The sequence below is a fragment of the Bradyrhizobium campsiandrae genome (assembly GCF_014529705.1).
GTDB lineage: Bacteria > Pseudomonadota > Alphaproteobacteria > Rhizobiales > Xanthobacteraceae > Bradyrhizobium > Bradyrhizobium campsiandrae.
Window position 1 is genome coordinate 1 of record NZ_JAANIH010000005.1, and the last position, 20,312, is coordinate 20,312.

A 20,312-nucleotide genomic window follows, 5' to 3' on the forward strand; every position below is an offset into this window, starting at 1 on the left:
GGATCAGGCCACTTCGGCGGCGACGTTGCCGATCCAGTCGCGGGCGAGTGTTACATCGGCCTGCGAGAGCTGATGGCCTGTCGGCAGGACCTTGTGGACCACGCTCGCGTCCGCTGCCGATAGCAACGCAGCGAGCCGTGCCGAGTTGCTTGCCGGCACGATCGGATCTGCCTGCCCGGACAGGAGCAGAACAGGCTTGGCGCCGAGTGCGGCCTTGGGTGGATCCGACAGCGGCACCATCGCGCGCAGCAGGATCGCGCCGGCCAGCGCGTCAGGCTTCAGCAGCAACAACGCGGCCGCGATGTTGGCGCCGTTGGAGAAGCCGACTGCGATTGGGGCGGCGATGCCGTATTGCTTGCGCGCCTCCGCGATGAAGTCACCGAGCTCGAGCGCACGACGACGCACGTCGTCCTCATCGAACACGCCTTCGGCGAGACGACGGAAGAAGCGCGGCATCCCGTGTTCGAGCACGCGGCCGCGCGGCGAGAGCAGGGCCGAGCCCGGCGAAACCATCTGGCCGAGCCCGAGCAGGTCGTTCTCGTCTCCACCGGTGCCGTGCAGCAGCAGCAGAGGCGGGGAGCCCGCGCTGGTCGCGGGCTCGAAGCAATGGATGAAGTCGGTCATGACGCAGTCTCTTCCAGGCTCGGGAGAACGCCCTCGATCTGCTTGCGATGCTGCTCGAGGAAGCTGGGCAGCTTCAGATCGCGTCCGAGCGTTGCGACGGATTCGTCCACGGCGAAGCCGGGGATGTCGGTTGCGATCTCGAACAGCACGCCGCCAGGCTCACGGAAATAGATCGAGCGGAAATAGTTGCGATCGCGCTGCTCGGTCGGATGCAGGCCATGATTGCTCACGAGCTTTTGCGCCATCTTGCCCTGCTCGGCATCATCAGCCGCACGGAAGGCGATGTGGTGCACCGAGCCGCCGCCCTGATGCCCGCGCAGAAAGCCCTTGGCCTCGTAGATGTCGACGACACTACCTTCAGCGTCACCGGGCGCCTTGAAGCGGATCACGGAGCCTTCCCGGCCCGTCTCCTTGAAGCCGAACACGTCGGTGAGCACGGCGGCCGTCTTCGCCGCGCTGTCGAGCAGCAAGGTCACGCCGTGAAAGCCGCGGATCGCGTGCTCTGACGGCACGTCGCCATTGCTCCAACCAGGTTCGTTCTCGGCGCCGGGAATGCCGACCAGGGCCAATGCCATGCCGTCAGGATCGGTGAACGGCAGCACGGATTCGCCAAAACGCTTCTCCAGCGCCTCGTAGGCAATGCCCTTCTCGATGAAGCGCTGCGTCCAATAGCCGAGCGAACGCTGCGGCACGCGGAAGGCGGTCTGATGGGTCTCGCCGACGCCGCGGCGCCCGGGGGAAACGCCGGCCCAGGGGAAGAAGGTCAGGATGGTGCCGGGGCGGCCGGTCTCGTCGCCATAATAGAAGTGATAGGTGCCGGGATCATCGAAATTGACCGTCTTCTTGACGAAGCGCAGGCCGAGATCCCTGGTGTAAAAGCCGAAATTGCGGATGGGGTCGCCGGCAATCGCGGTGACATGGTGCAGTCCAGACATTGTCGTCCTCCAAAAATCGGGAGCGGTCTTGCTCTGGGTGGAAATATTGTTCCGCTTTGGATTGGAGACAATCCATGCAAATATGACGGCTATGTCTACGATTTGGAAACAATCGAGGCGGCCGGCACGTGGATAAGGTCGCCAGCCTCCGGGCCTTCGTGAAGGTGGTCGAAAGCGGCAGCTTTGCCGAAGCCGGCCGGCAGCTACGGCTATCGCGCTCGGCGATCAGCAAATACATCGCCGACCTCGAGGAGAGCCTCGGCGCCCAACTGTTGAACCGGACGACCCGCCACGCGAGCCCGACGGAGAATGGCCAGCGCTATTTCGAGCGCGCGGTCGTGATCCTCTCGGAGATCGAGGCGGCAGATCAGGCGGTGACGCAGGCCCAGTCGGCACCGCGAGGTTTGCTGCGCGTCAACGCGCCGATGTCGTTCGGCACCATGCGGCTCGGGCCGGTGCTTGCGGACTTCATGGAAAATTATTCGGAGCTTCAGCTCCAGATCGTGCTCAGCGATGATCTGCTTGACCCGGTGCAAGACGGCTTTGATGTGACCTTGCGGATCGCGGATTTGGAATCGTCGAGTTTGATCGCGCGAAAAATCATGCCGGTGCCGCGGATGATCTGCGCCTCGCCTGATTATCTCGCGCAGCACGGCACGCCAAAGCATCCGCAAGACCTGCGCGCGCATGCCTCGCTCACTTACGGCTTTCTGCTCACGGGCAATCAGTGGAAGCTGACCGGCCGTGACGGCGATCACTGGATCCAGCCGGACTGGTCGCTCTGCGTCAACAATGCCGAGGTGTTGCGCGATGCCGCGATCAAGGGCAAGGGGCTCGCGCTGCTGCCGCAGTTCATCGCCGCTGATGCCTTGCACAAAGGCGAACTGCGGACGGTACTGGACGACTATTCGGCACCGCCGCTCGCGCTCTACGCTGTCTATCCGCCGACGCGGCATCTGTCGGTGAAGGTGCGACTGTTCATCGATTTTCTGGTGGAGCGGTTTGGGGGGGAGGGGGAGGGCGCAGGGCTGGGTTGAGAGACGCGTTGCCTCAGCCCGGCCCGCCGTCTTACTTTTTCCGGTCCAGGAACTCGCGCACCGCCTTGATGGTCGCTGCCGGATCCTCCTCCATCAGCCAGTGTCCAGCGCCGGGAATGACGACCTCGGTGACATCGTTTGCGGCGTTTCGCATCACGACGGCCTCCATTTTGCCGAACGACTTTTCTCCGCCGATGGCGAGCACCGGCATGGTCAGCTTGGTCGCGATCGCCTTCTTGTTGTCCTCGGCGTCGGTGCGGATCGCCCTGAACTGGGCGAAGGCAGAATGCATGGCGCCCGGTCGCGCATAGAGTTCTGCGTAGTGGCGGCGGGTCGCCTCCGTGACTTTCGAGGGCGTCCCGGCGAATTCATTCCAGAAGCGGTCGAGGTAAATGCGCTCGCGTCCCTTGACCAGCCGCTCCATGTCGGAGCCGCCGAAATCGAAGTGCCAGAGTTGCGGACTGCGCACGATCTCGTCCCACGGCGGCACGCCGGGCACCGGGGCGTCCATGACGACCAGCTTCTCGGTGAGGTCGCGATAGCGCGCCGCATAGGCATAGGCCACCATGGTGCCGATGTCGTGTCCGACGACGACCGCCTTGTCGATCCCGAGCGACTGGAGGACAGCACGCATGTCGGCTGCCTCTGTCCATTTGTCGTAGCCGTTCTCGGGTCTGCCGGAGAGGCCCATGCCGCGCAGGTCAGGTACGACCACGGTGTGGTCGCGCGACAGGTCAGCCCCGAGCCTGGCCCACATATCGCCGGTATCGCCAAAGCCGTGGATCAGGATCACGGTGGGGCCCTTGCCGCCGACACGCAGATGGATCTGCGTGCCGTTGGCCGGGATCGTGCGGGTATGGAAGGAGGACGGGAACTGTGCGACCTCGGCGCGGGCGGCGGGCGCGAGCAGCGTGAGGAGAATGGCGAAATATCTTGCGCGCAACGGCGCCCCCTGTGATTCCTAGCTTTCAGCGCGTAGCGGTACCTTCCTGGGCTGGTGCGAGCATATTGTCCAGTGCGTTCATCGACGCTTCGCGAAGCGTGGCGAGTTCGCGGGCTGCATCCCGGCACGCCTCTGACGACATCGATGGCGCGGTCAGTTCGACCTCACGGCAGAGCTCGAACAGGCGGATAAGGCCGAGCGCACTCGCGGCGCTACCGAGCTGGTGCGCAGAGCGCGCGAGCTGTTTGGGATCGCCGGCCGCGGCGGCAGCCTCGATATCGGCGATCAGCTTTTCGCCGGTCTCGTTCAGCAGATGATGCAGCTTCGCGATCTGCGAGGCGCCGAGCAGGTTCCTCTGGTCATCGAGAAAATGCCAGTCGATCAATGCGCCGGCTTCGAGCAAGGAGGCTGGCGCGCCCTGTCCGGGCTCGTCCTCGATCGCCTCGCGAAGTGCACTGATCAGGATCGGCTTGCTGACGACCTCAGTGATTCCGGCGGTTGCGAGCCGCTCGCTTGTGCTGCGGGATACGTCGGCGGTCACGACGATGATCCGCGGCATCGGCTGCAGGGGGAGCCGCCGAATGCGCGTGGCCGCCTCGACGCCATCCATGTCGGGCATGTGCAGATCCATCAAAATGACGTCGAACGGCTGCTCGCCGGCAAGCGCAACCGCAGCTGCGCCGTTCCGCGCGATTGTGGGTTGATGGCCGAGCCGCCGCAGGATCGCTTCGCCTACTTCGCAATTGACCGGATCGTCGTCGACCAGCAATACGCGGAGCTGCCGCGACGGCGGCGGCTGCACGCCTTGCGCGACGCCTCTTGCGCCGAGGCGGAGCGGAACCAGAAGCGTAAACACGCTGCCGACGCCGGGCGTGCTCTCCACCATCAGCTCGCCCCGCATCAGCCGCGTGAGGCGGCGCGCGATTGCAAGGCCGAGACCAGTGCCGCCGAACCGCCGCGCGATGCTGTCGTCGGCCTGGACGAAGTCTTCAAAGATCCGCTCGTGCATGTCGGCGGCGATGCCGATGCCGGTGTCACGAACGGTAACGTGGATCAGCGCATGATCGTCGTGTCGTTCGGCTGCCGCACCCACTGAGATGCCGCCGCTCGGGGTGAACTTGATGGCGTTGCCGATCAGGTTGAGCAGGATGCGGTTGAGCCTGACGGGATCGCCGTGCACGGTGGTGCCGACCGCCCCGTCGCAAGCGAGGTCGAAGCTCAGTCCCTTGCCGACGGCCTGCGGGCGCATTAGATCGGCGGCCGTCTCGATCAGCTGATCGAGGCGGAAGTCGCGCGTCTCCAGCGCTTCGGTGCTGGCTTCCAGGCGGGCATATTCGAGAATGGCGTCGACCAGCGCGATCAGCGTTTCCCCTGAGGCCGCCGCGGTCGCGAGGTGACGGCGCTGGATCTCACTGAGGCTGCCGTCGTCGAGCAGCTGCAGCACACCCATGACACCGTTGAGCGGCGTCCGCAGCTCGTGGCTGACGACGGCAAGGAATCGCAATTTGGTTTCGTTGGCTGCAACCGCGACGCCGCGTGCGCGCTCGGCCGCATCGTGCTCGGCAAGCGCGTGATCGCGTGCCCTCTCGAGCTCGGAGGTGCGCTCGATCACCTTGCGCTCGAGTGTGGCGTAGGATTCGCGCAAGTGAGCAGCCATCCGGTTGAACTGATCGCCGAGCGCCTCCAACTCGTCGCCGGTTCGGATCGCGAGCCGCAATTCGAGATCGCCGCTGCCGATGCGCCGTGCGCCCTGGCTCAGCATCTGGATCGGCACGGTCATGCGCCGGCTGAGCCAGAGCGATACCAGCGCCGCGAAGGCCAACAGGACGATCAGAAGAAATGTCGATCGTCCGATCGAGGCGTAAATCGGAGCGTAGGCCTCGCTGAGCGGCAGCTCGACGAATACGAGCCAGCCGAGCGAGGGGACCGTCGCATAAGTCGACAGCACGCGTTGACCCGAAAAATCTTCCTTAACGAGACCGCCGGAGGGGGGGCCGACACCGTCGAGCGCGGCGCGGACGTCCGGATGGGCCGAGAGATCGCTCCGTTGCAGGGCCGGCCACAGGTCGGGATGCGCGATCAGCACGCCCATGCGATCGACCACGTAGGCTTTTCCGGTGTTGCCCACCCTGATCCCGGCGACGAGATCCCAGATGAAGCGCAGATTGACCTCTGCGACAACCACATTGGCGTGCTGGCCGGCCGCGCGCGTGGCGAGCGTCATGAAAGGTTCGGTGTCGCCGAAGAAGTAGACGGGTCCGTAATAGGCTCGGCTTTCATTGGCGCCGCGGAAGGCGGGAGAGCCAGAGAAATCCGCTTTGCTGCCGATCCGGTCCGCAACGCGGCGCGACACGCGCACCTGCTCGTGACCTTGCGCGTCGAGCTCGGTGATCTCGGCGATTGCGGGCGACAGGCGCAGGAGGCGGATCGCGTTCAGCCGCTCGTCCTCGTTGGTCGACAGCTCCGGCGGCAGGCGTGCGAACCATCTGACCTGGTTTTCGATCTGGCCGATGAATTGGCCGATCTGGATGGCCGCGCTGGCAGCCTGTTCGCGCTGGGTTGCCGCCAACAGCTGCTTCTGCTCGCGATAGGAGAACCAGACGTCGAAAGCGGTGTTGATCGCCAGCGCGGCGAAGGCGAGGGCAACGATCGAGTAGAGATATTTGCGGAACAGCTTGCCCGGAGGCGTGCGCAAATCTCCCTGATCGACCTGCCCGTTCACTCGCGGATCTCGTCAGCGCGCGCGAGGAGCGTGAAGGGGATGGTCAATCCGAGCGTCTTGGCGACGGTGCGGTTGATCAGCAGCTCGTATTTTCGTGGCGATTGCACCGGGAGGTCGCCGGCCTTGGTGCCGCGCAGGATGAGATCGACATAGTCGGCCGAGCGGACCTCCAGCGTCGGCCCGTAGCTCATCAGCCCGCCTGCGTCCATGAAGTAGTGAAACGGATAGATCATCGGGACACGATATTTCGCCGCTGCCGCGATGATAGTCTGGCGGTTCACCACCAGGAAACTGTCCACGAGTGAGATCATTGCCGCCTTCGGCGGGGCGGAAAAGCGGCTGATCGCGTCATCGACTTCAGCTGAATTGCCGACCGGAGCAAGGATCACTCTGACGCCGGAGGCCGCCGCTTCCTGTTCGAGGGAGTCGAGATAGAAGCGCCCGGCGCCGGGCGTCGTCGCAGGATTGAACAGCACTCCGACCCGTGCGATATCAGGCACCGCCTCCCTGATGAGCTGGAGCCATTTGCCGCCCATCTCGGGGGTGCTGCTGGTAAAGCCCGTGACGTTGCCGCCGGGATGGGCGAGGCTCTCGACGAAGCCGTTGCCGACGGGGTCGTTGGAGGTCGCGAACACGATCGGGATCGTCTTCGTGGCCGCCAGAACGGCTGCGGTTTCGCCTGTCGAGCCGGTCAGGATCACGTCTGGCTTGAGATCGATGAGCTCCTGCACGGCGGTCTTCAACTTGTCCGGTCCGCCGAAGCTCGACCGGATCTCGAAGCGGTAATTGACCCCTTCGACCCAGCCCCGTTGCCTCAGACCTGCGATGAGACCGCCAAGCCGCGTGGTCGCAGCCTCGGTCATGCTGCGCCTGGTCAGGTCGTCTTCGAGCGACAATGCCGTCAACGTGGCCACGATCCGCATGCGATCCGGCGTTGCGCCAAGCGCCAGAAAGCCCGCGGCAGTTGCGCCCGCAAGGCGAATGAAATCGCGGCGGGCGACCGCCGGCATAACGCGGGCAGGAGCGGGCCCCTCAGTCATGAAATGTTTCGCAAAAATGATCCCTGCCAAGTGCATAACGCGAAAGCCTGACAACCACAATTGACGAAAAAATCGGCCTGTGAATGTTCATTCGCAGCCGCGAGCAACCCGATACCGTATCGCTACGTCATGGTGACAGTCTGGATTGCTTCGCTGCGCAATGACAGCGGAACTAGCGACGCAGTGTGAATTCCTGCGAACTGCGCCGGTGCTCCCATTTCGCCCGCTCGAGCTCGGGCTGCTCGCATTCCGCCTCGGGATAGCCGATACAGAGATAGGCGATGAATTTCCATGCTTGCGGCACGTCAAGAATGGTGTGCATGCGATCCGGAGTGAGGATCGAGACCCAGCCGAGCCCGATCCCTTCAGCACGCGCGGCGAGCCACATCGCGGTGATCCCGGCGACGACGGAATATTCCGTCGTCTCCGGCATGGTCGCGCGGCCGAGGCCGTGGCCGGTATCGCTGGCCTTGTCGGCGAATACAGCGAGATGAGCCGGGGCCTGCTCGAGGCCTGAGAGTTTCAGGGTGGCATAGCGTGCCGCGCGATCACCCGAATAGCAATTCAGAGCGTCGGCGTTGCAGCTCTTGAAATCGTCGATCACGGCACGGCGTCGCTCAACGTCATCGACGATGACGAAGCGCCATGGCTGGCTGAGCCCGACCGACGGCGACAGGCACGCCGTCTCGATCAGCCGCTCCACGGCGCCATCAGGCAGCGCCGTGGTGCGAAAGCGGCGCACGTCGCGGCGCCACACGAACAGCTCGTGCAATTGCCGCCGGAAGGTATCGTCGAACTCGACCACGGCTCATCCTCCCGTATGAAGGAAGGCTGCGGCAACCAGCAGAATCAGGATCTCGCAGATTTGCTCGAACGCGCCGAGGATGTCGCCGGTTTGGCCGCCGATCTGACGGATCGCGAGGCGCGCCAGCGTCAGTCCCGCAATCGACAGCAGGACCAGGCCGACCAGCGCCTTGGCAGGTCCGAGCGCAAGGGCAAGCGCGAGCGTTCCAACAGCGAAGGCGATGGCGACACTGCGGCCCGGCGGCACGCCAGCACTCGCCGCAAGTCCATCGCGTCGCGCCGGGGGCACCAGCGACATGAAGGCCGGCAGGCCCGCGCGTGACGCGGCATGTGCCGCGATCAATGCGAGCATCACGCCCCACGGACTGGCGATCGCGACCAGCGCGCTCCAGCGCAAGCCGAACGACAGGATCAGCGCGCAAACGCCATACGTCCCGATCCGGCTGTCACGCATGATCTCCAGCTTGCGCTGGCGCGTGCGGCCACCGCCGAGACCATCGGCGGTGTCGGCGAGCCCATCCTCATGCAGCGCGCCGGTGATGAGGGCTGTCGTTGCCAGTGCGAGCAAAGCGGCGAGGTTGGGCGCGAGGCCAAGGCGGATCGCGATCTTGTAGGCAAGTGCGCCCGCAAGCCCCACCAGCAGTCCCGCGACCGGCAGCGCCCAGGTTGCGCGTGCAATGGCGCCGTCGCCTGATGGCTTCGATGAGGACACCGGCATGATCGTGACGAAGGACGCAGCGATCCTGAGATCAGCGACGACGTCTTTTAGGATGTCGGCGCGCGGCGTCATTTCAGCTTCATCGGCAGGCCGGCGACCACGAACTCGACCTTATCCGCGACATCAGCAATGGTCTGGTTCATAATGCCGGCAGCATCGCGATAGCTGCGCGCCAATGCGTTGTCGGGCACGATGCCAAGTCCGACCTCGTTGGTGACAAAGATGACGGGGCTCGTAAGACGGGGCAGGGCGGCGGCGAGTTCGCCCACCTCGCGCTCCCAATCGCGCTCTGCATGCATCAGGTTGGAGAGCCACAACGTCAGGCAGTCCACCAGCCTTGCGCCGCCGCCGTCGCTTGCGACCAGCGCGGCCACGAGGTCGAGCGGAGCCTCGCGCTCGATCCAGCCGGTTCCGCGCCGCGCGCGATGCGCGGCGATGCGTGCTGCCATCTCGGCATCGAGCGCCTCGGCCGTAGCGATGTAGATCGGCGGCTGGCCCGGAAAGCTGCGCGCAAGCGCTTCCGCACGCCTGCTCTTGCCCGATCGGGCTCCGCCCGTGATCAAGATGACGGCCATCAAAGTCTCCTGTGAGCCTGACTAATCACCAATCGCGGCCAAAGACAAAGCCGAAATCAGGCGGGTAGGGGCTTGCGCTCACCCCTCGCTTTGCGCAACAGGGGCGGGACAGGAGGCAGGTGTGGGTTTTGCGGGCGCGATGGTGATGGCGATGGCGGTGGACGCCCTTCTGGGCTGGCCGTCACCGTTGTTCGCGCGGATCGGCCATCCCGTGACCTGGCTTGGCCGGCTGATCGCCGCCATCGACACCGGCTGGAATCGCGCGGCTGACCCGCCGCCGCTCCGCCGCGCCGCTGGCGCTGCTGGAACGCTGCTCGTGATTGCGCTTTCCGTTGCGATCGGCTGGGTGATTCAGTCTGTGCTCCCCGTGGGCTGGGTTGGAATCGTGCTGGTGGGTGTCCTGTCCTGGCCGCTGGTTGCGCTGCGCTCGCTGCACGATCACGTCGCTGATGTCGCCAAGCCTCTGCTGCGCGGCGATATCGCAGGCGCGCGCGAGGCTGTCTCGCGCATCGTCGGCCGAGATCCCACCGCGCTCGATGAAGCTGGAATCGCGCGCGCCGCGATCGAGAGCCTTGCGGAAAATGCGTCTGACGGCATTGTCGCACCGGTGTTCTGGGGCGCGCTGTTCGGTCTGCCCGGCATTTTCGGCTACAAGGCGATCAACACGCTGGATTCCATGATCGGCCATCGCAGCGAACGGCATGAAGCGTTCGGATGGGCCGCCGCGCGCATCGACGATGCCGCCAACTTCATTCCGGCGCGTCTGACCGGCTTCCTGTTTGTGCTGCTCACGCAGCGGCGAGCCGAAGCGCTGTCGTGCATGACGCGCGATGCCCGTCGTCATCGATCGCCCAATGCCGGTTGGCCGGAGGCGGCGATGGCGGGAGCGCTTGGCGTGCGGCTCAGCGGCCCTCGCATCTATCACGGCGCCGTCACCAACGAGCCCTGGCTCAACGAGGGCGCGCGCAATCCGCTCGCCGCCGATATCAGCGAAGGATTGGCGGTTTACCGCCGCGCCATGCTGCTGCTCGCCGGTCTGCTTGCGATCCTGGCCTTTGCGTGAAAGAACCGGGCATGCGCGAGCACGGTGGAAATCTCGATCTGGCCCAGCAGCGTTTTGGTGGGCGCGCGGAAGACTGGATCGATCTGTCGACCGGGATCAACCGGCTGCCTTATCCCGTCGGTAAGATCGCCGCGCATCATTGGCAGGCGCTGCCGTCGCGATCCGAGATCGAGGCGCTGCATCAGGCCGCGCGGCGCGCTTACAGGACGAGCGCACCGGTCGTCGCGATCGGCGGCGCACAAGCCGCCATTCAGCTGCTGCCGCAGCTCGCCCCGAATGGCCGGGCCCGCATTCTTGCGCCGACCTATAACGAATATGCGCCCGTTCTGACGGCCGCGGGTTGGCAGGTCGAGGAGGTGAGGGCGCTCGATGCACTGGTGGGAGCGGATCTCGCCGTCGTCATCAATCCCAACAATCCCGATGGCCGCCGTCATGCGCCAAAGGACCTGCTCACGTTGCTGCCGCACGTCGGCCGTCTCATCATCGACGAGAGTTTTGTCGACGCCATGCCCGAACTCTCGCTCGCTTCGGAAGCGGGCCAATCGGGCCTATTGATCCTGCGCTCGTTCGGAAAGTTTTATGGCCTGGCCGGTCTGCGGCTCGGCTTCGCACTCGGCCATGCGGACGACATAGGCAAGCTCGCGGCAGCCTCAGGGCCATGGCCCGTGTCAGGCCCGGCGATCGCAATCGGCTGCCGCGCCTTGCGTGACGATGACTGGGCCAAGTCCACGTCAGCGCGGCTTGCGCAGGATTGCACGCGCCTCGATGAGATGGCGCAAGCGAAGGGATGGCGGCTTGTCGGCGGCGCGCCGTTGTTCCGCCTCTATGAAACACCCGACGCGGTCGCTGCGCAGGAAAAGCTTGCCCGCGGTCAGATATGGTCCCGCCTATTCGCACAGCAGCCGGCTTGGCTGCGGCTCGGGGTTCCCGGGCCTGAGGCTGAATGGGAGCGGCTCGCAGAGGTCCTAGCGCGCTAGCGCGAGCAGGCCCTCGACATCAAGATGTCTCTCGATGTGGTCGGCGAGCGCGTCGAGCGCGCTCTCGACCCTGGCGTGATACGGCTCGTTGCCTGCGGGGATATCGAGCTTTGCGAGATAAGCCTTGCGGAAATCATCCGAGGTGAACAGTCCGTGCAGATAGCTGCCCTGCACGCGTCCATCGTGCGAGATCGCACCTTCGGGCTCGCCGTTCAGGCTCGCGAACGGCCGCGCGCGGTCTGGCCCATCGGTGCGGCCGATGTGGATTTCGTAGGCCTGGATCGGCTGATCGGTCGCCGCATGCACGGCCGCGACGCGCGTCAGCGTTTTCTGCGGACTCATCACCGTTTCGATGTCCAGAAGGCCAAGGCCGGGCGTGTCGCCCGCGGGACCTTCGATCCCCTCCGGGTCCGCGACGCTGCGCCCGAGCATCTGATAGCCGCCACAGAGGCCAAGCACATGGCCGCCCCTGCGGTGATGCGCCAAGAGGTCGATGTCCCAGCCTTGCGCGCGCAGAAAGGCGAGGTCGCCGCGGGTGGACTTTGAGCCGGGGATGATGACCAGTCGCACGTCGCCCGGAATAGCTTCGCCCGGACGCACCATCACGAGATCGACTGAAGGCTCGAGCTTGAGCGGATCGAGATCATCGAAATTGGCGATGCGCGATAGGGCGAGGCAGGCGATCTTGGTCTGGCCCGGCTTGCGCGCATCGGAAAGGCCCAGCGCATCTTCGGCCGGCAACTCGCCGGCGCGTGAAAACCATGGCAGCACGCCGAGGCCGCGCCATTCCGTCTTCGCTTCGATCAGCCTGTAACCGTCGTCGAACAGGGTGGGATCGCCGCGGAACTTGTTGATGATAAAGGCCTGGATCATCGCGGCATCATCAGGATCGATCACCGTCTTGATGCCGACGAGCTGGGCGATGACACCGCCGCGGTCGATGTCACCAACCAGCACGACGGGGACGTCAGCCTTGCGCGCAAAGCCCATATTGGCGATGTCGGACTTGCGCAGATTCACCTCGGCCGGGCTGCCGGCGCCTTCGACCAGCACCAGATCGGCGCGCGTCCTCAACCGCTCAAAGCTCTCCAGCACTGCGCCCATCAGGGACGGCTTCATCGCCGCATAGTCCCGCGCCCGCGCGGTGGCGACGCGCTTGCCCTGCACAATGACCTGCGCGCCGACATCGGTCTCGGGCTTGAGCAGCACCGGATTCATATCGGTGTGCGGCTCGACGCCGGCGGCGAGCGCTTGCAGCGCCTGAGCGCGGCCGATCTCGCCGCCATCGACGGTGACGGCGGCATTGTTCGACATGTTCTGGGGCTTGAAGGGGAGCACGCGTAAGCCCCGCCGCGTGAAGGCGCGCGCAAAGCCGGCGACGATGAGCGATTTGCCCACGTCCGAGCCGGCCCCCTGGATCATCAACGCGCGTGCCATCACATTCAGAACTCGACGCCGGGCTGCGCCTTGATGCCGGAGCGGAACGGATGCTTGACCAGCGTCATCTCGGTGACGAGATCGGCGATCTCGATCAGCTCGTCCTTGGCATTGCGTCCGGTGAGGACGACATGCGTCATCGGCGGCTTCGAGGCCTTGAGGAAATCGACGATTTCGGCGATGTCGAGATAGTCGTAGCGCAGCGCGATGTTGATCTCGTCGAGCACGACCATGCGCAGCCGGTCGTCTGATATCAGTTCCTTGGCCTTCTCCCAGCCGGCGCGCGCTGCGGCGATGTCGCGGGCGCGGTCCTGCGTCTCCCAGGTGAAGCCTTCGCCCATGGCGTGGAACTGGCAGAGCTCGCCGAAATGGCCGGTGAGCAGGCGCCGCTCGCCGGTATCCCAGGCGCCCTTGATGAACTGCACCACCGCGCAGGGAAAGCCATGGGCGACGCAGCGCACGATCATGCCGAAGGCGGAGGACGACTTGCCCTTGCCGGCGCCGGTATGGACGATGATGAGGCCTTTTTCGCCGCTCTTGGTCGCCATGATCTTGTCGCGGGCGACCTTGATCTTCGCCATTTTAGCGGCGTGCTTGGCGTCGGTTTCGCCGGCCGTTTGGGTCTCCGGTTCGCTCGTCATCGTACCCAGTCCTTCGGCTTGACAAGAGGCGGCCGGGGGCAAATGGTGCTCCGGCGTTGGTTCCTGTCCTATGACAGGCGAAGAGGGAATGCGATAGGGTCCGAATCGGCAAGATTCGGGTCCAAAATGCAGCCGCCCCCGCGACCGTGACCGGAGAGATGCCCAAAGCCACTGATCCCGTGAGGGGATCGGGAAGGCGGGGATCGAAGGGGAAACCCTGCTCCGCAAGCCGGGAGACCTGCCAGCGCGGACGATTTTTGGACCGGCGGACGGGGTGTTCCGCGACGGGGAAACGGGCCTTCGCAAGAATAGTCCGTGGGCCTCTTCGCCTCCCGCTGATACTTCTGGAAGAGGCGATGACTGTCACACTGCACGTCTGCATCACCTGTCGCGCCGGCCAGACGCTCGGCGAGGGCGAGGTCGCGCCCGGCAAGCGCCTGCATGGCGCAATCCTCGAGGCGGGCGTGCCAGAGGGGGTCAGCGTGGTTCCCGTCGAATGCCTGTCTGCATGCAGCCAGGGTTGTTCCGTCGCACTCAGTGCGCCGGGGCGCTGGTCCTATGTCTATGGCCGTCTCTCGGATGCCAATGCGCAGGACGTCGTCGCGGGCGCTGCCGCCTATGCCGCCGCGCCCGATGGTCTCGTGCCCTGGCGCAGTCGGCCCGACATCTTCCGCAAGCAATCGCTTGCCCGCATTCCCCCCATTGCCGTCGTGCCGGAGGCCGCAGAATGAACTCGCTCGCAAAAGTCCCGGTGACGGTCGTCACCGGTTTTCTCGGCTCCGGCAAGACCACGCTGATCCAGCATCTGCTCAGCAATGCGAACGGCAAGAAACTCGCCGTGCTGGTCAACGAGTTCGGCAGCGAGGGCGTCGATGGCGAGATCCTGAAATCCTGCGCCGATGCCAATTGCCCGGAGGAGAACATCGTCGAGCTCGCTAATGGCTGCATCTGCTGCACCGTCGCCGACGATTTCATTCCGACCATGGAGCAGCTGCTGGCCCGTCCGGTGCGGCCCGATCACATCCTGATCGAGACCTCGGGCCTGGCGCTGCCGAAGCCGCTGCTCAAGGCGTTCGACTGGCCCGAGATCCGCTCGCGCATCACGGTCGATGGCGTGATCGCGCTTGCCGACGCCGAGGCTGTGGCAGCCGGCCGCTTCGCGCCGGATCCGGCGGCGGTCGAGGCGCAGCGCGCGGCGGACGAAAATCTCGATCATGAGACGCCGCTGTCGGAAGTGTTCGAGGACCAGATCGCCTGCGCCGATATCGTGCTGCTGACCAAGGCTGATCTTGCCGGCAGCGCCGGTATTGAAGCCGCCAAGGCCGCGATCACCGCGGAAATGCCGCGTCGCGTGCCGATGCTACCCGTCACCGACGGCGCCATCGATGCGCGCGTCATTCTCGGTCTCGGTGCTGCCGCCGAGAACGATCTTGCCGCGCGCCCCTCGCATCATGATGGCGAGGAGGAGCATGAGCACGACGATTTCGCCTCCGTCGTGATCGATCTTCCTGAGGTTGCTGACGTCGATGCGCTGGTCGCATCGGTGCAGAAACTGGCGCGTGAGCAGAACGTGCTGCGCGCCAAGGGGTACATCGCTGTGGCGGGCAAGCCGATGCGGCTGCTGTTGCAGGCGGTCGGCGAACGCGTGCGCCATCAATTCGACAAGCCCTGGGAAGTGGGGGGCAGGCGATCAAAACTCGTCGTGATCGGCGAGCACGGCGATATTGATGAAGCTGCGATCAAGGCGGGACTTGGTATCTGATGCACGTCGTCTTCCGCGAGAGCCGTGGTCTCGAAGAGACCGCGACGCCAAGAGACATCGGCCAGGATCCGGCCGATCTCGTGGTGCTCTCGTATTCGGATTCCGATCTCGCGGCGTTTGCAGCGGGCTGGCGGCGTGGCCAGAGCGGCCTGCCGTCGCTGCGGCTCGCCAATCTTGCTGAACTGCGCCATCCGCTGTCGGTCGACACCTATATCGAGCGCACGCTGTCGCAGGCGCGGGGCATTCTGGTGCGGCTGATTGGCGGTGAGTCCTATTGGCCCTATGGCCTGACAGCGCTCCAGCAACTCGCGAAGGATCGCGGCATCGTGCTCGCCGTGCTGCCGGCCGACGGCCGCGACGACACTAGGCTGGATGCGTACTCGACCTTGCCGGTCTCAACGCTGCGCCGGCTCAAAGTGCTCTGCGACACCGGCGGTCCGGTCGCGGCCCAGGCCGCGATCGCGCAGCTGGCGCTGGCCTCGGGTTTCTATGCCGGCCCGGTCGCCGGCGAGATGAGCGTGCCCGAGATGGGCTTTTACGATCCCGCGCGCGGCGTGATCGCAGCGCCGGTGGCGAGCCAGGGAAAGCCCCCCGCGCTCGTGGTGTTCTATCGTTCCTATCTCACCGCCGCGGACACGGGTCCTGTCGATGCGTTGATCACCGCGCTACGCGATAAGGGCTTCGATGGCTGCGGCGTGTTCGTGACCTCGCTGAAGGCTGCGGGCGTCTCAGATTGGCTGCGGGCACATCTCGCCCAGAATCCTCCGGCCGCGATCGTTAACGCGACGGCGTTCTCGGCGATGGGCGATGACGGCACAACGCCCTTCGATGCTGCGTCGTGTCCCGTCTTCCAGGTCGCGCTCTCTTCGGCGCGGCGCAAGGACTGGGCGGAGTCCCTGCGCGGCCTGTCGCCCGGCGATCTCGCAATGCATGTGGTGCTGCCCGAGGTCGATGGCCGGCTGTTTGCGGGCGTGGTGAGTTTCAAATCGGCTGCGGAGCGCGATCCCGATCTGCAGTTCTCGCATCTGGCTCACAGGCCGGACGGAGAGCGTGTGGCGGCCGTCACAGCCCGCGTTGCGGCGTGGCGGCGGTTCGCGGAGAAGCCGGTCGCGGAGAAGCGGCTCGCCATCGTGCTCTCGAACTATCCGGGCCGTCCCCATCAGATCGCGCATGCGGTCGGTCTCGATGCGCTCGCCTCCGTCGAAGCGCTGGCGGCGGATCTCGCAGAGGCCGGCTTCGATGTCGCGCCGGTTCATGCGCTTGGCGAGACACTGCTCAAGCGGCAGTTGACGTGGAGTGTTGCCGAATATCGCGCTGCGTTCGCGCGCCTTCCGCAGGTCCTGCAGGATGACCTTGCTCAGACCTGGGGCGCCCCGGAGAGCGATCCCAGCTACCGCGACGGTGCCTTCCACTTCGCCGCGATCCAATCCGGCCGATCGATCATCGCGGTCCAGCCCGAGCGCGGCGATGCGACCATGCGCGATGCCGATTATCACGATCTCGCCCGCACGCCGCGCCATGCCTATGTTGCGTTCTATCTCTGGCTCCGCGCACAGGGGATCGATGCCGTCGTCCACATGGGTGCGCATGGCACGCTGGAATGGCTGCCCGGAAAATCCGTAGCGCTGTCATCGCGCTGCTGGCCGGAAGCGCTGGTCGGCGATCTCCCCGTCGTCTATCCCTTCATCGTCAACGATCCAGGCGAGGCCGCGCAGGCCAAACGCCGCATTGGTGCCGTCACCATCGGCCATCTGCCGCCGCCGCTCGAACAATCCGCGGTGCCGGAAGGGCTGCGCCGGCTCGAACGTCTGCTCGACGAATATTCGACCGCCGACGGTCTCGATCCTGCGCGCCGTCAGCGCCTGATCGCGGCGATCCGTGATGAGGCGCGTGCGGCCGGCCTGGAAGACGATCTCGGCCTCGACGCGACGGCAGCGCCCGCTGAAGCCATCCCTCGCATCGATCGCTTCGTCTGCGATCTCAAGGAGAGCCAGTTCGGCGACGGCCTGCACGTCTTCGGCCGTGGCGCCTGCGGCGAAGCGGAGCGGGACGCGCTACGCACCGCGCTTTCAGGCCAACGCATCGCACCAGGCCCATCAGGTTCACCTTATCGGGGGCGGCAGGACGTGCTGCCGACGGGACGCAATCTCTTCGCCGTCGACCCGCGCGCGGTGCCGACGCCGGCGGCGCATGCGCAGGGGATCAAACTCGCCGAAGAGCTGCTGCGCCGCCATTTGCAGGATCACGGCGACTGGCCGAAGGGCTTCGTCGTCGATCTCTGGGGTTCGGCGACGATGCGCACGGCGGGCGAGGAGTTCGCGATGGCGCTGCATCTGGCCGGCCTCGCGCCGCGTTGGGACCACGCCTCCGGCCGCGTCACCGGCTATGACATCATCGCGCTCGCCGAGCTCGGCCGCCCCCGCATCGACGTCACGCTGCGCGTGTCGGGCCTGTTCCGCGATGTCTTTGCGGGCCTGGCGCAATTGTTCGAGGCTGCGTCCGAGGCGCTCGCCTCGCGCGAAGATGAGAGCGACGATAATCCCTACCGTCATCGCGTCTCGCGCGTCTTCGCGCCGCGGCCCGGACAATACGGCGTCGGCCTCTCGGCGCTCCCCGATGTCTTCACGCTGGAGACGCGCGATGCTGCCGGCGAGGCCTGGCTGTCGGCATCGTCCTGGGCGTTCTCCGCCGACGGCGGGATCAAGCCAGATCGCGCCGGCATCGCGCAGCGGCTGGCCTCCGCCGACGCTTTTGTCCACGCCCAGGATCTGCCGGAAACCGATCTGCTGCTCGCGGCCGACTATGCCGCGCATGAAGCCGGCATCGCCGCGGCAGCCGCGCATCTCGGCGCATCGACACCGTCGCTCTATCACCTCGATACGACGCGCCCCGACGAGCCGCACGCGCGCACGCTGACCGAAGAGATCTCCCGTGTCGTCCGCTCCCGCGCCGCCAATCCTTCCTGGATCGCCGGCATGATGCGCCACGGTTTTCGTGGCGCTGCCGAGATCACGGCGACGCTGGAGCACATGGCCGCCTTCGCCCATCTCGCCGGTGTCGTGCCGCCGCATCTGTTCGATCTCTACTATGATGCGACGCTCGGCGACACCAATGTCCGTGCGTTCATGGCGCGCGAAAATCCGGCGGCGCTTGCCGCGATGGAGGCCTGCTTCACGCGCCTGCACGAGGCCTCGCTCTGGCGAACGCGCCGCAATTCGATTGCGGCTGCACTGAAGGAGGCGTCATGAGCGCGGCTTCGGTGAAGGGCTGGTGTCCTGGCGCATTGCGGCCGATGCAATCGGGCGATGGGCTCGTGGTCCGCGTGCGCCCGTTCGGCGGCCGGCTCGATGCGGCTCAAACTGCCGGACTTGCGCATCTCGCCGAGCACCACGGCAATGGTCTGATCGACGTGACTAGCCGCGCCAATCTCCAGATCAGGGGAGTCAGCGAAAGCAGCCACCGGCTGTTGCTTGACGGTCTTGCGCAGCTGGCGCTGCTCGACCCCGATGTTGACACCGAATCCCGCCGCAACATCCTGGTTACGCCGTTCTGGCGCGACGGTGACGAGACCCAGGCGCTCGCCGCCGAGCTCGAAGAGGCGCTGGTGGACTCGATGCTTGAACTGCCGACGAAATTCGGCTTCGCCATCGATGACGGCAAATCGCGCGTGCTCGCCGGCAACTCCGCCGACATACGGATCGAGCGTGACGCAGCCGGTGGTCTCCTGGTGCGCGCGGATGGCGCCAGGCTCGGCCGCAGCGTCGCGCGTGGCGAAGTTGTGACCACCGCGCTTGCCGTCGCACGCTGGTTCATCGCATCAGGCGTCAGGGAGGGGCGTGGGCGGATGGCAACGCATCTTGCCGCCGGTGCGAAATTGCCTGACGGGCTGCGCGGCGAGGCGGAGCCCGCGCCCATCATGGCGGCGGCGCGTCCCGGACTATATCCGCAAGGCGCCATGGTCGGCATCGCCTTTGGGCAGATGCCGCACACGACGCTCAATCAGTTCTCCGGCTGCGGGCATGCGTTGCGGATGACACCGTGGCGGATGGTCCTGAGCGAGGGCAAGCGGACGATGCCGTCCGCATCCGGCCTGATCACCGAGGCTTATGATCCTGCGCTGCGCGTCGTCGCCTGTAGCGGCGCGCCGCGCTGCCGCGAAGCCCATGCCGACACGCGCGACCTGGCGGCGGCGCTGGCCCCGAACATCGGCGGTGCCGCGCAGCTTCACGTCTCGGGCTGTGCCAAAGGCTGCGCCCATTCCGGTGCGGCCGCGATCACGCTGATCGCGACGCCTGCGGGATTCGATCTCGTGCGCAGCGGCTCGACCCGCGACGCGCCGATCCTGCGCGGGCTCGACCGCGACGAACTCGTGCGCGATCCCTCCATCCTGATGGGAGGGCACTGATGCCGCATTCTTACGAGACCGATGGTGCGGCGATCTACCAGCAATCCTTTGCGACCATCAGGGCCGAGGCCGATCTTGCGCGCTTCACGCCCGAGGAGGAGCAGGTCGTGGTGCGGATGATCCATGCCGCCGGCATGGTAGGCCTGGAAGCGCATGTCCGCTTCACGCCTGATATGGCGACAGTCGCGCGCGCGGCTTTGCAGATGGGCGCGCCGATCCTATGCGATGCGCGCATGGTGTCGGAGGGAATTACGCGCGCGAGATTGCCTGCGGCCAATGCGGTGATCTGCACACTCGGCGACGAGACGGTTCCCGCGTTGGCACAATCCATGCGCAACACGCGCTCGGCCGCGGCGCTGGAGCTGTGGCGCCCGCAGCTGGATGGTGCGATCGTCGCGATCGGTAATGCGCCGACGGCGCTGTTTCATCTCCTCAACATGCTGGAGGATCCTGGCTGTCCGCGGCCTGCGGCGATCATCGGCTGCCCCGTGGGTTTCGTCGGCGCTGCTGAATCCAAGGCCGCACTGATGGCCGATCCGCCGGCGCCGGCGCTGACGGTCGAGGGGCGCCTCGGCGGCTCCGCGATCACGGTCGCCGCCGTGAACGCGCTGGCGAGCCGGAGCGAATAG

Annotated in this window: 18 protein-coding genes and 1 riboswitch; of the genes, 8 read left to right on the forward strand and 10 right to left on the reverse strand. The window is 65.8% G+C overall.

The window, feature by feature from the left end:
- Window positions 1-3 precede the first annotated feature (3 nt).
- Both G8O24_RS05020 and G8O24_RS05025 read right to left on the reverse strand, forming a co-directional pair.
- Window positions 4-624 (reverse strand): alpha/beta hydrolase, encoded by a 621-nt coding sequence (locus tag G8O24_RS05020; RefSeq protein ID WP_188097086.1) that lies wholly within the window; start codon window positions 622-624, stop codon window positions 4-6.
- Complete coding sequence (locus G8O24_RS05025; protein WP_188097089.1) at window positions 621-1,559, reverse strand: ring-cleaving dioxygenase; 939 nt, start codon at window positions 1,557-1,559, stop codon at window positions 621-623. Before G8O24_RS05025 ends, G8O24_RS05020 begins: the two co-directional genes overlap by 4 nt.
- A gap of 128 nt (window positions 1,560-1,687) precedes the next feature.
- Here G8O24_RS05025 and G8O24_RS05030 point away from each other — a divergent pair, with 128 nt between their 5' ends.
- The gene (locus G8O24_RS05030) at window positions 1,688-2,596 is read left to right on the forward strand and encodes a LysR family transcriptional regulator (protein ID WP_188097091.1); all 909 of its coding nucleotides are present in this window, start codon (window positions 1,688-1,690) and stop codon (window positions 2,594-2,596) included.
- A gap of 31 nt (window positions 2,597-2,627) precedes the next feature.
- On the opposite strand, the gene G8O24_RS05035 is transcribed toward G8O24_RS05030, so the two are convergent.
- The 6 genes from G8O24_RS05035 to cobU all read right to left on the reverse strand — a co-directional run bounded on the left by G8O24_RS05035 (window position 2,628) and on the right by cobU (window position 9,398).
- Window positions 2,628-3,539 carry an alpha/beta fold hydrolase gene (locus G8O24_RS05035; RefSeq protein WP_188097093.1) on the reverse strand — a complete coding sequence of 304 codons (912 nt, stop codon included), beginning with the start codon at window positions 3,537-3,539 and terminating at the stop codon, window positions 2,628-2,630.
- 25 nt (window positions 3,540-3,564) lie between these two features.
- Window positions 3,565-6,261 carry a hybrid sensor histidine kinase/response regulator gene (locus G8O24_RS05040; RefSeq protein WP_188097095.1) on the reverse strand — a complete coding sequence of 899 codons (2,697 nt, stop codon included), beginning with the start codon at window positions 6,259-6,261 and terminating at the stop codon, window positions 3,565-3,567.
- Window positions 6,258-7,301 carry an ABC transporter substrate-binding protein gene (locus G8O24_RS05045; RefSeq protein WP_188097097.1) on the reverse strand — a complete coding sequence of 348 codons (1,044 nt, stop codon included), beginning with the start codon at window positions 7,299-7,301 and terminating at the stop codon, window positions 6,258-6,260. The genes G8O24_RS05040 and G8O24_RS05045 overlap by 4 nt, the downstream gene beginning before the upstream one ends.
- 172 nt (window positions 7,302-7,473) lie before the next feature.
- Entirely contained in the window at window positions 7,474-8,106 is a 633-nt protein-coding gene (gene bluB / locus G8O24_RS05050; RefSeq protein WP_188097099.1) for a 5,6-dimethylbenzimidazole synthase, read from the reverse strand.
- Between the two features lie 3 nt (window positions 8,107-8,109).
- Entirely contained in the window at window positions 8,110-8,895 is a 786-nt protein-coding gene (gene cobS, locus G8O24_RS05055; RefSeq protein WP_188097101.1) for an adenosylcobinamide-GDP ribazoletransferase, read from the reverse strand.
- Window positions 8,892-9,398: a bifunctional adenosylcobinamide kinase/adenosylcobinamide-phosphate guanylyltransferase gene (gene cobU, locus G8O24_RS05060; protein ID WP_188097103.1), complete on the reverse strand. Its 507-nt coding sequence runs from the start codon at window positions 9,396-9,398 to the stop codon at window positions 8,892-8,894. The genes cobS and cobU overlap by 4 nt, the downstream gene beginning before the upstream one ends.
- A 121-nt stretch (window positions 9,399-9,519) precedes the next feature.
- Here cobU and cbiB point away from each other — a divergent pair, with 121 nt between their 5' ends.
- Complete coding sequence (cbiB, locus tag G8O24_RS05065) at window positions 9,520-10,461, forward strand: adenosylcobinamide-phosphate synthase CbiB (RefSeq protein WP_311972265.1); 942 nt, start codon at window positions 9,520-9,522, stop codon at window positions 10,459-10,461.
- 11 nt (window positions 10,462-10,472) lie between these two features.
- Window positions 10,473-11,438: a threonine-phosphate decarboxylase CobD gene (gene cobD / locus G8O24_RS05070; RefSeq protein WP_188097105.1), complete on the forward strand. Its 966-nt coding sequence runs from the start codon at window positions 10,473-10,475 to the stop codon at window positions 11,436-11,438.
- Here cobD and G8O24_RS05075 read toward each other — a convergent pair.
- Window positions 11,427-12,875, reverse strand: a complete 1,449-nt coding sequence (locus tag G8O24_RS05075; RefSeq protein WP_188097107.1) for a cobyric acid synthase — start codon at window positions 12,873-12,875, stop codon at window positions 11,427-11,429. The two genes, cobD and G8O24_RS05075, sit on opposite strands and share 12 nt — an antisense overlap.
- A gap of 5 nt (window positions 12,876-12,880) precedes the next feature.
- The gene (gene cobO, locus G8O24_RS05080; protein WP_188097109.1) at window positions 12,881-13,516 is read right to left on the reverse strand and encodes a cob(I)yrinic acid a,c-diamide adenosyltransferase; all 636 of its coding nucleotides are present in this window, start codon (window positions 13,514-13,516) and stop codon (window positions 12,881-12,883) included.
- Window positions 13,517-13,556: 40 nt separating this feature from the next.
- A riboswitch (cobalamin riboswitch) is annotated at window positions 13,557-13,776 on the forward strand.
- 96 nt (window positions 13,777-13,872) lie between these two features.
- Between cobO and G8O24_RS05085 the strand changes: the two genes are divergently transcribed.
- From G8O24_RS05085 to G8O24_RS05105, 5 genes are read left to right on the forward strand one after another with little or no spacing between them, the layout of a single operon-like run.
- Window positions 13,873-14,247, forward strand: a complete 375-nt coding sequence (locus G8O24_RS05085; RefSeq protein ID WP_188097111.1) for a DUF1636 family protein — start codon at window positions 13,873-13,875, stop codon at window positions 14,245-14,247.
- The gene (gene cobW / locus G8O24_RS05090) at window positions 14,244-15,278 is read left to right on the forward strand and encodes a cobalamin biosynthesis protein CobW (protein WP_188097112.1); all 1,035 of its coding nucleotides are present in this window, start codon (window positions 14,244-14,246) and stop codon (window positions 15,276-15,278) included. Before G8O24_RS05085 ends, cobW begins: the two co-directional genes overlap by 4 nt.
- On the forward strand, window positions 15,278-18,526 hold the full coding sequence (cobN, locus tag G8O24_RS05095) for a cobaltochelatase subunit CobN (protein WP_188097114.1): 3,249 nt from the start codon (window positions 15,278-15,280) through the stop codon (window positions 18,524-18,526). The genes cobW and cobN overlap by 1 nt, the downstream gene beginning before the upstream one ends.
- A complete protein-coding gene (gene cobG, locus G8O24_RS05100) occupies window positions 18,523-19,683 on the forward strand; it encodes a precorrin-3B synthase (RefSeq protein ID WP_188097116.1) in 1,161 nt (386 codons plus the stop codon). The genes cobN and cobG overlap by 4 nt, the downstream gene beginning before the upstream one ends.
- A complete protein-coding gene (locus G8O24_RS05105; RefSeq protein WP_188097118.1) occupies window positions 19,683-20,312 on the forward strand; it encodes a precorrin-8X methylmutase in 630 nt (209 codons plus the stop codon). The genes cobG and G8O24_RS05105 overlap by 1 nt, the downstream gene beginning before the upstream one ends.

What these genes read in the sequence shown, in the direction of transcription:
- cobS (WP_188097101.1), bottom strand. Translation starts at nt 8,895, where the DNA reads ATGACGCCGCGCGCCGACATCCTAAAAGACGTCGTCGCTGATCTCAGG.
- G8O24_RS05105 (WP_188097118.1), top strand. Translation starts at nt 19,683, where the DNA reads ATGCCGCATTCTTACGAGACCGATGGTGCGGCGATCTACCAGCAATCC.
- G8O24_RS05085 (WP_188097111.1), top strand. Translation starts at nt 13,873, where the DNA reads ATGACTGTCACACTGCACGTCTGCATCACCTGTCGCGCCGGCCAGACG.
- G8O24_RS05020 (WP_188097086.1), bottom strand. Translation starts at nt 624, where the DNA reads ATGACCGACTTCATCCATTGCTTCGAGCCCGCGACCAGCGCGGGCTCC.
- cobU (WP_188097103.1), bottom strand. Translation starts at nt 9,398, where the DNA reads ATGGCCGTCATCTTGATCACGGGCGGAGCCCGATCGGGCAAGAGCAGG.
- cobO (WP_188097109.1), bottom strand. Translation starts at nt 13,516, where the DNA reads ATGACGAGCGAACCGGAGACCCAAACGGCCGGCGAAACCGACGCCAAG.
- G8O24_RS05075 (WP_188097107.1), bottom strand. Translation starts at nt 12,875, where the DNA reads ATGGCACGCGCGTTGATGATCCAGGGGGCCGGCTCGGACGTGGGCAAA.
- cobG (WP_188097116.1), top strand. Translation starts at nt 18,523, where the DNA reads ATGAGCGCGGCTTCGGTGAAGGGCTGGTGTCCTGGCGCATTGCGGCCG.
- cobN (WP_188097114.1), top strand. Translation starts at nt 15,278, where the DNA reads ATGCACGTCGTCTTCCGCGAGAGCCGTGGTCTCGAAGAGACCGCGACG.
- cobW (WP_188097112.1), top strand. Translation starts at nt 14,244, where the DNA reads ATGAACTCGCTCGCAAAAGTCCCGGTGACGGTCGTCACCGGTTTTCTC.
- G8O24_RS05025 (WP_188097089.1), bottom strand. Translation starts at nt 1,559, where the DNA reads ATGTCTGGACTGCACCATGTCACCGCGATTGCCGGCGACCCCATCCGC.
- G8O24_RS05045 (WP_188097097.1), bottom strand. Translation starts at nt 7,301, where the DNA reads ATGACTGAGGGGCCCGCTCCTGCCCGCGTTATGCCGGCGGTCGCCCGC.
- cobD (WP_188097105.1), top strand. Translation starts at nt 10,473, where the DNA reads ATGCGCGAGCACGGTGGAAATCTCGATCTGGCCCAGCAGCGTTTTGGT.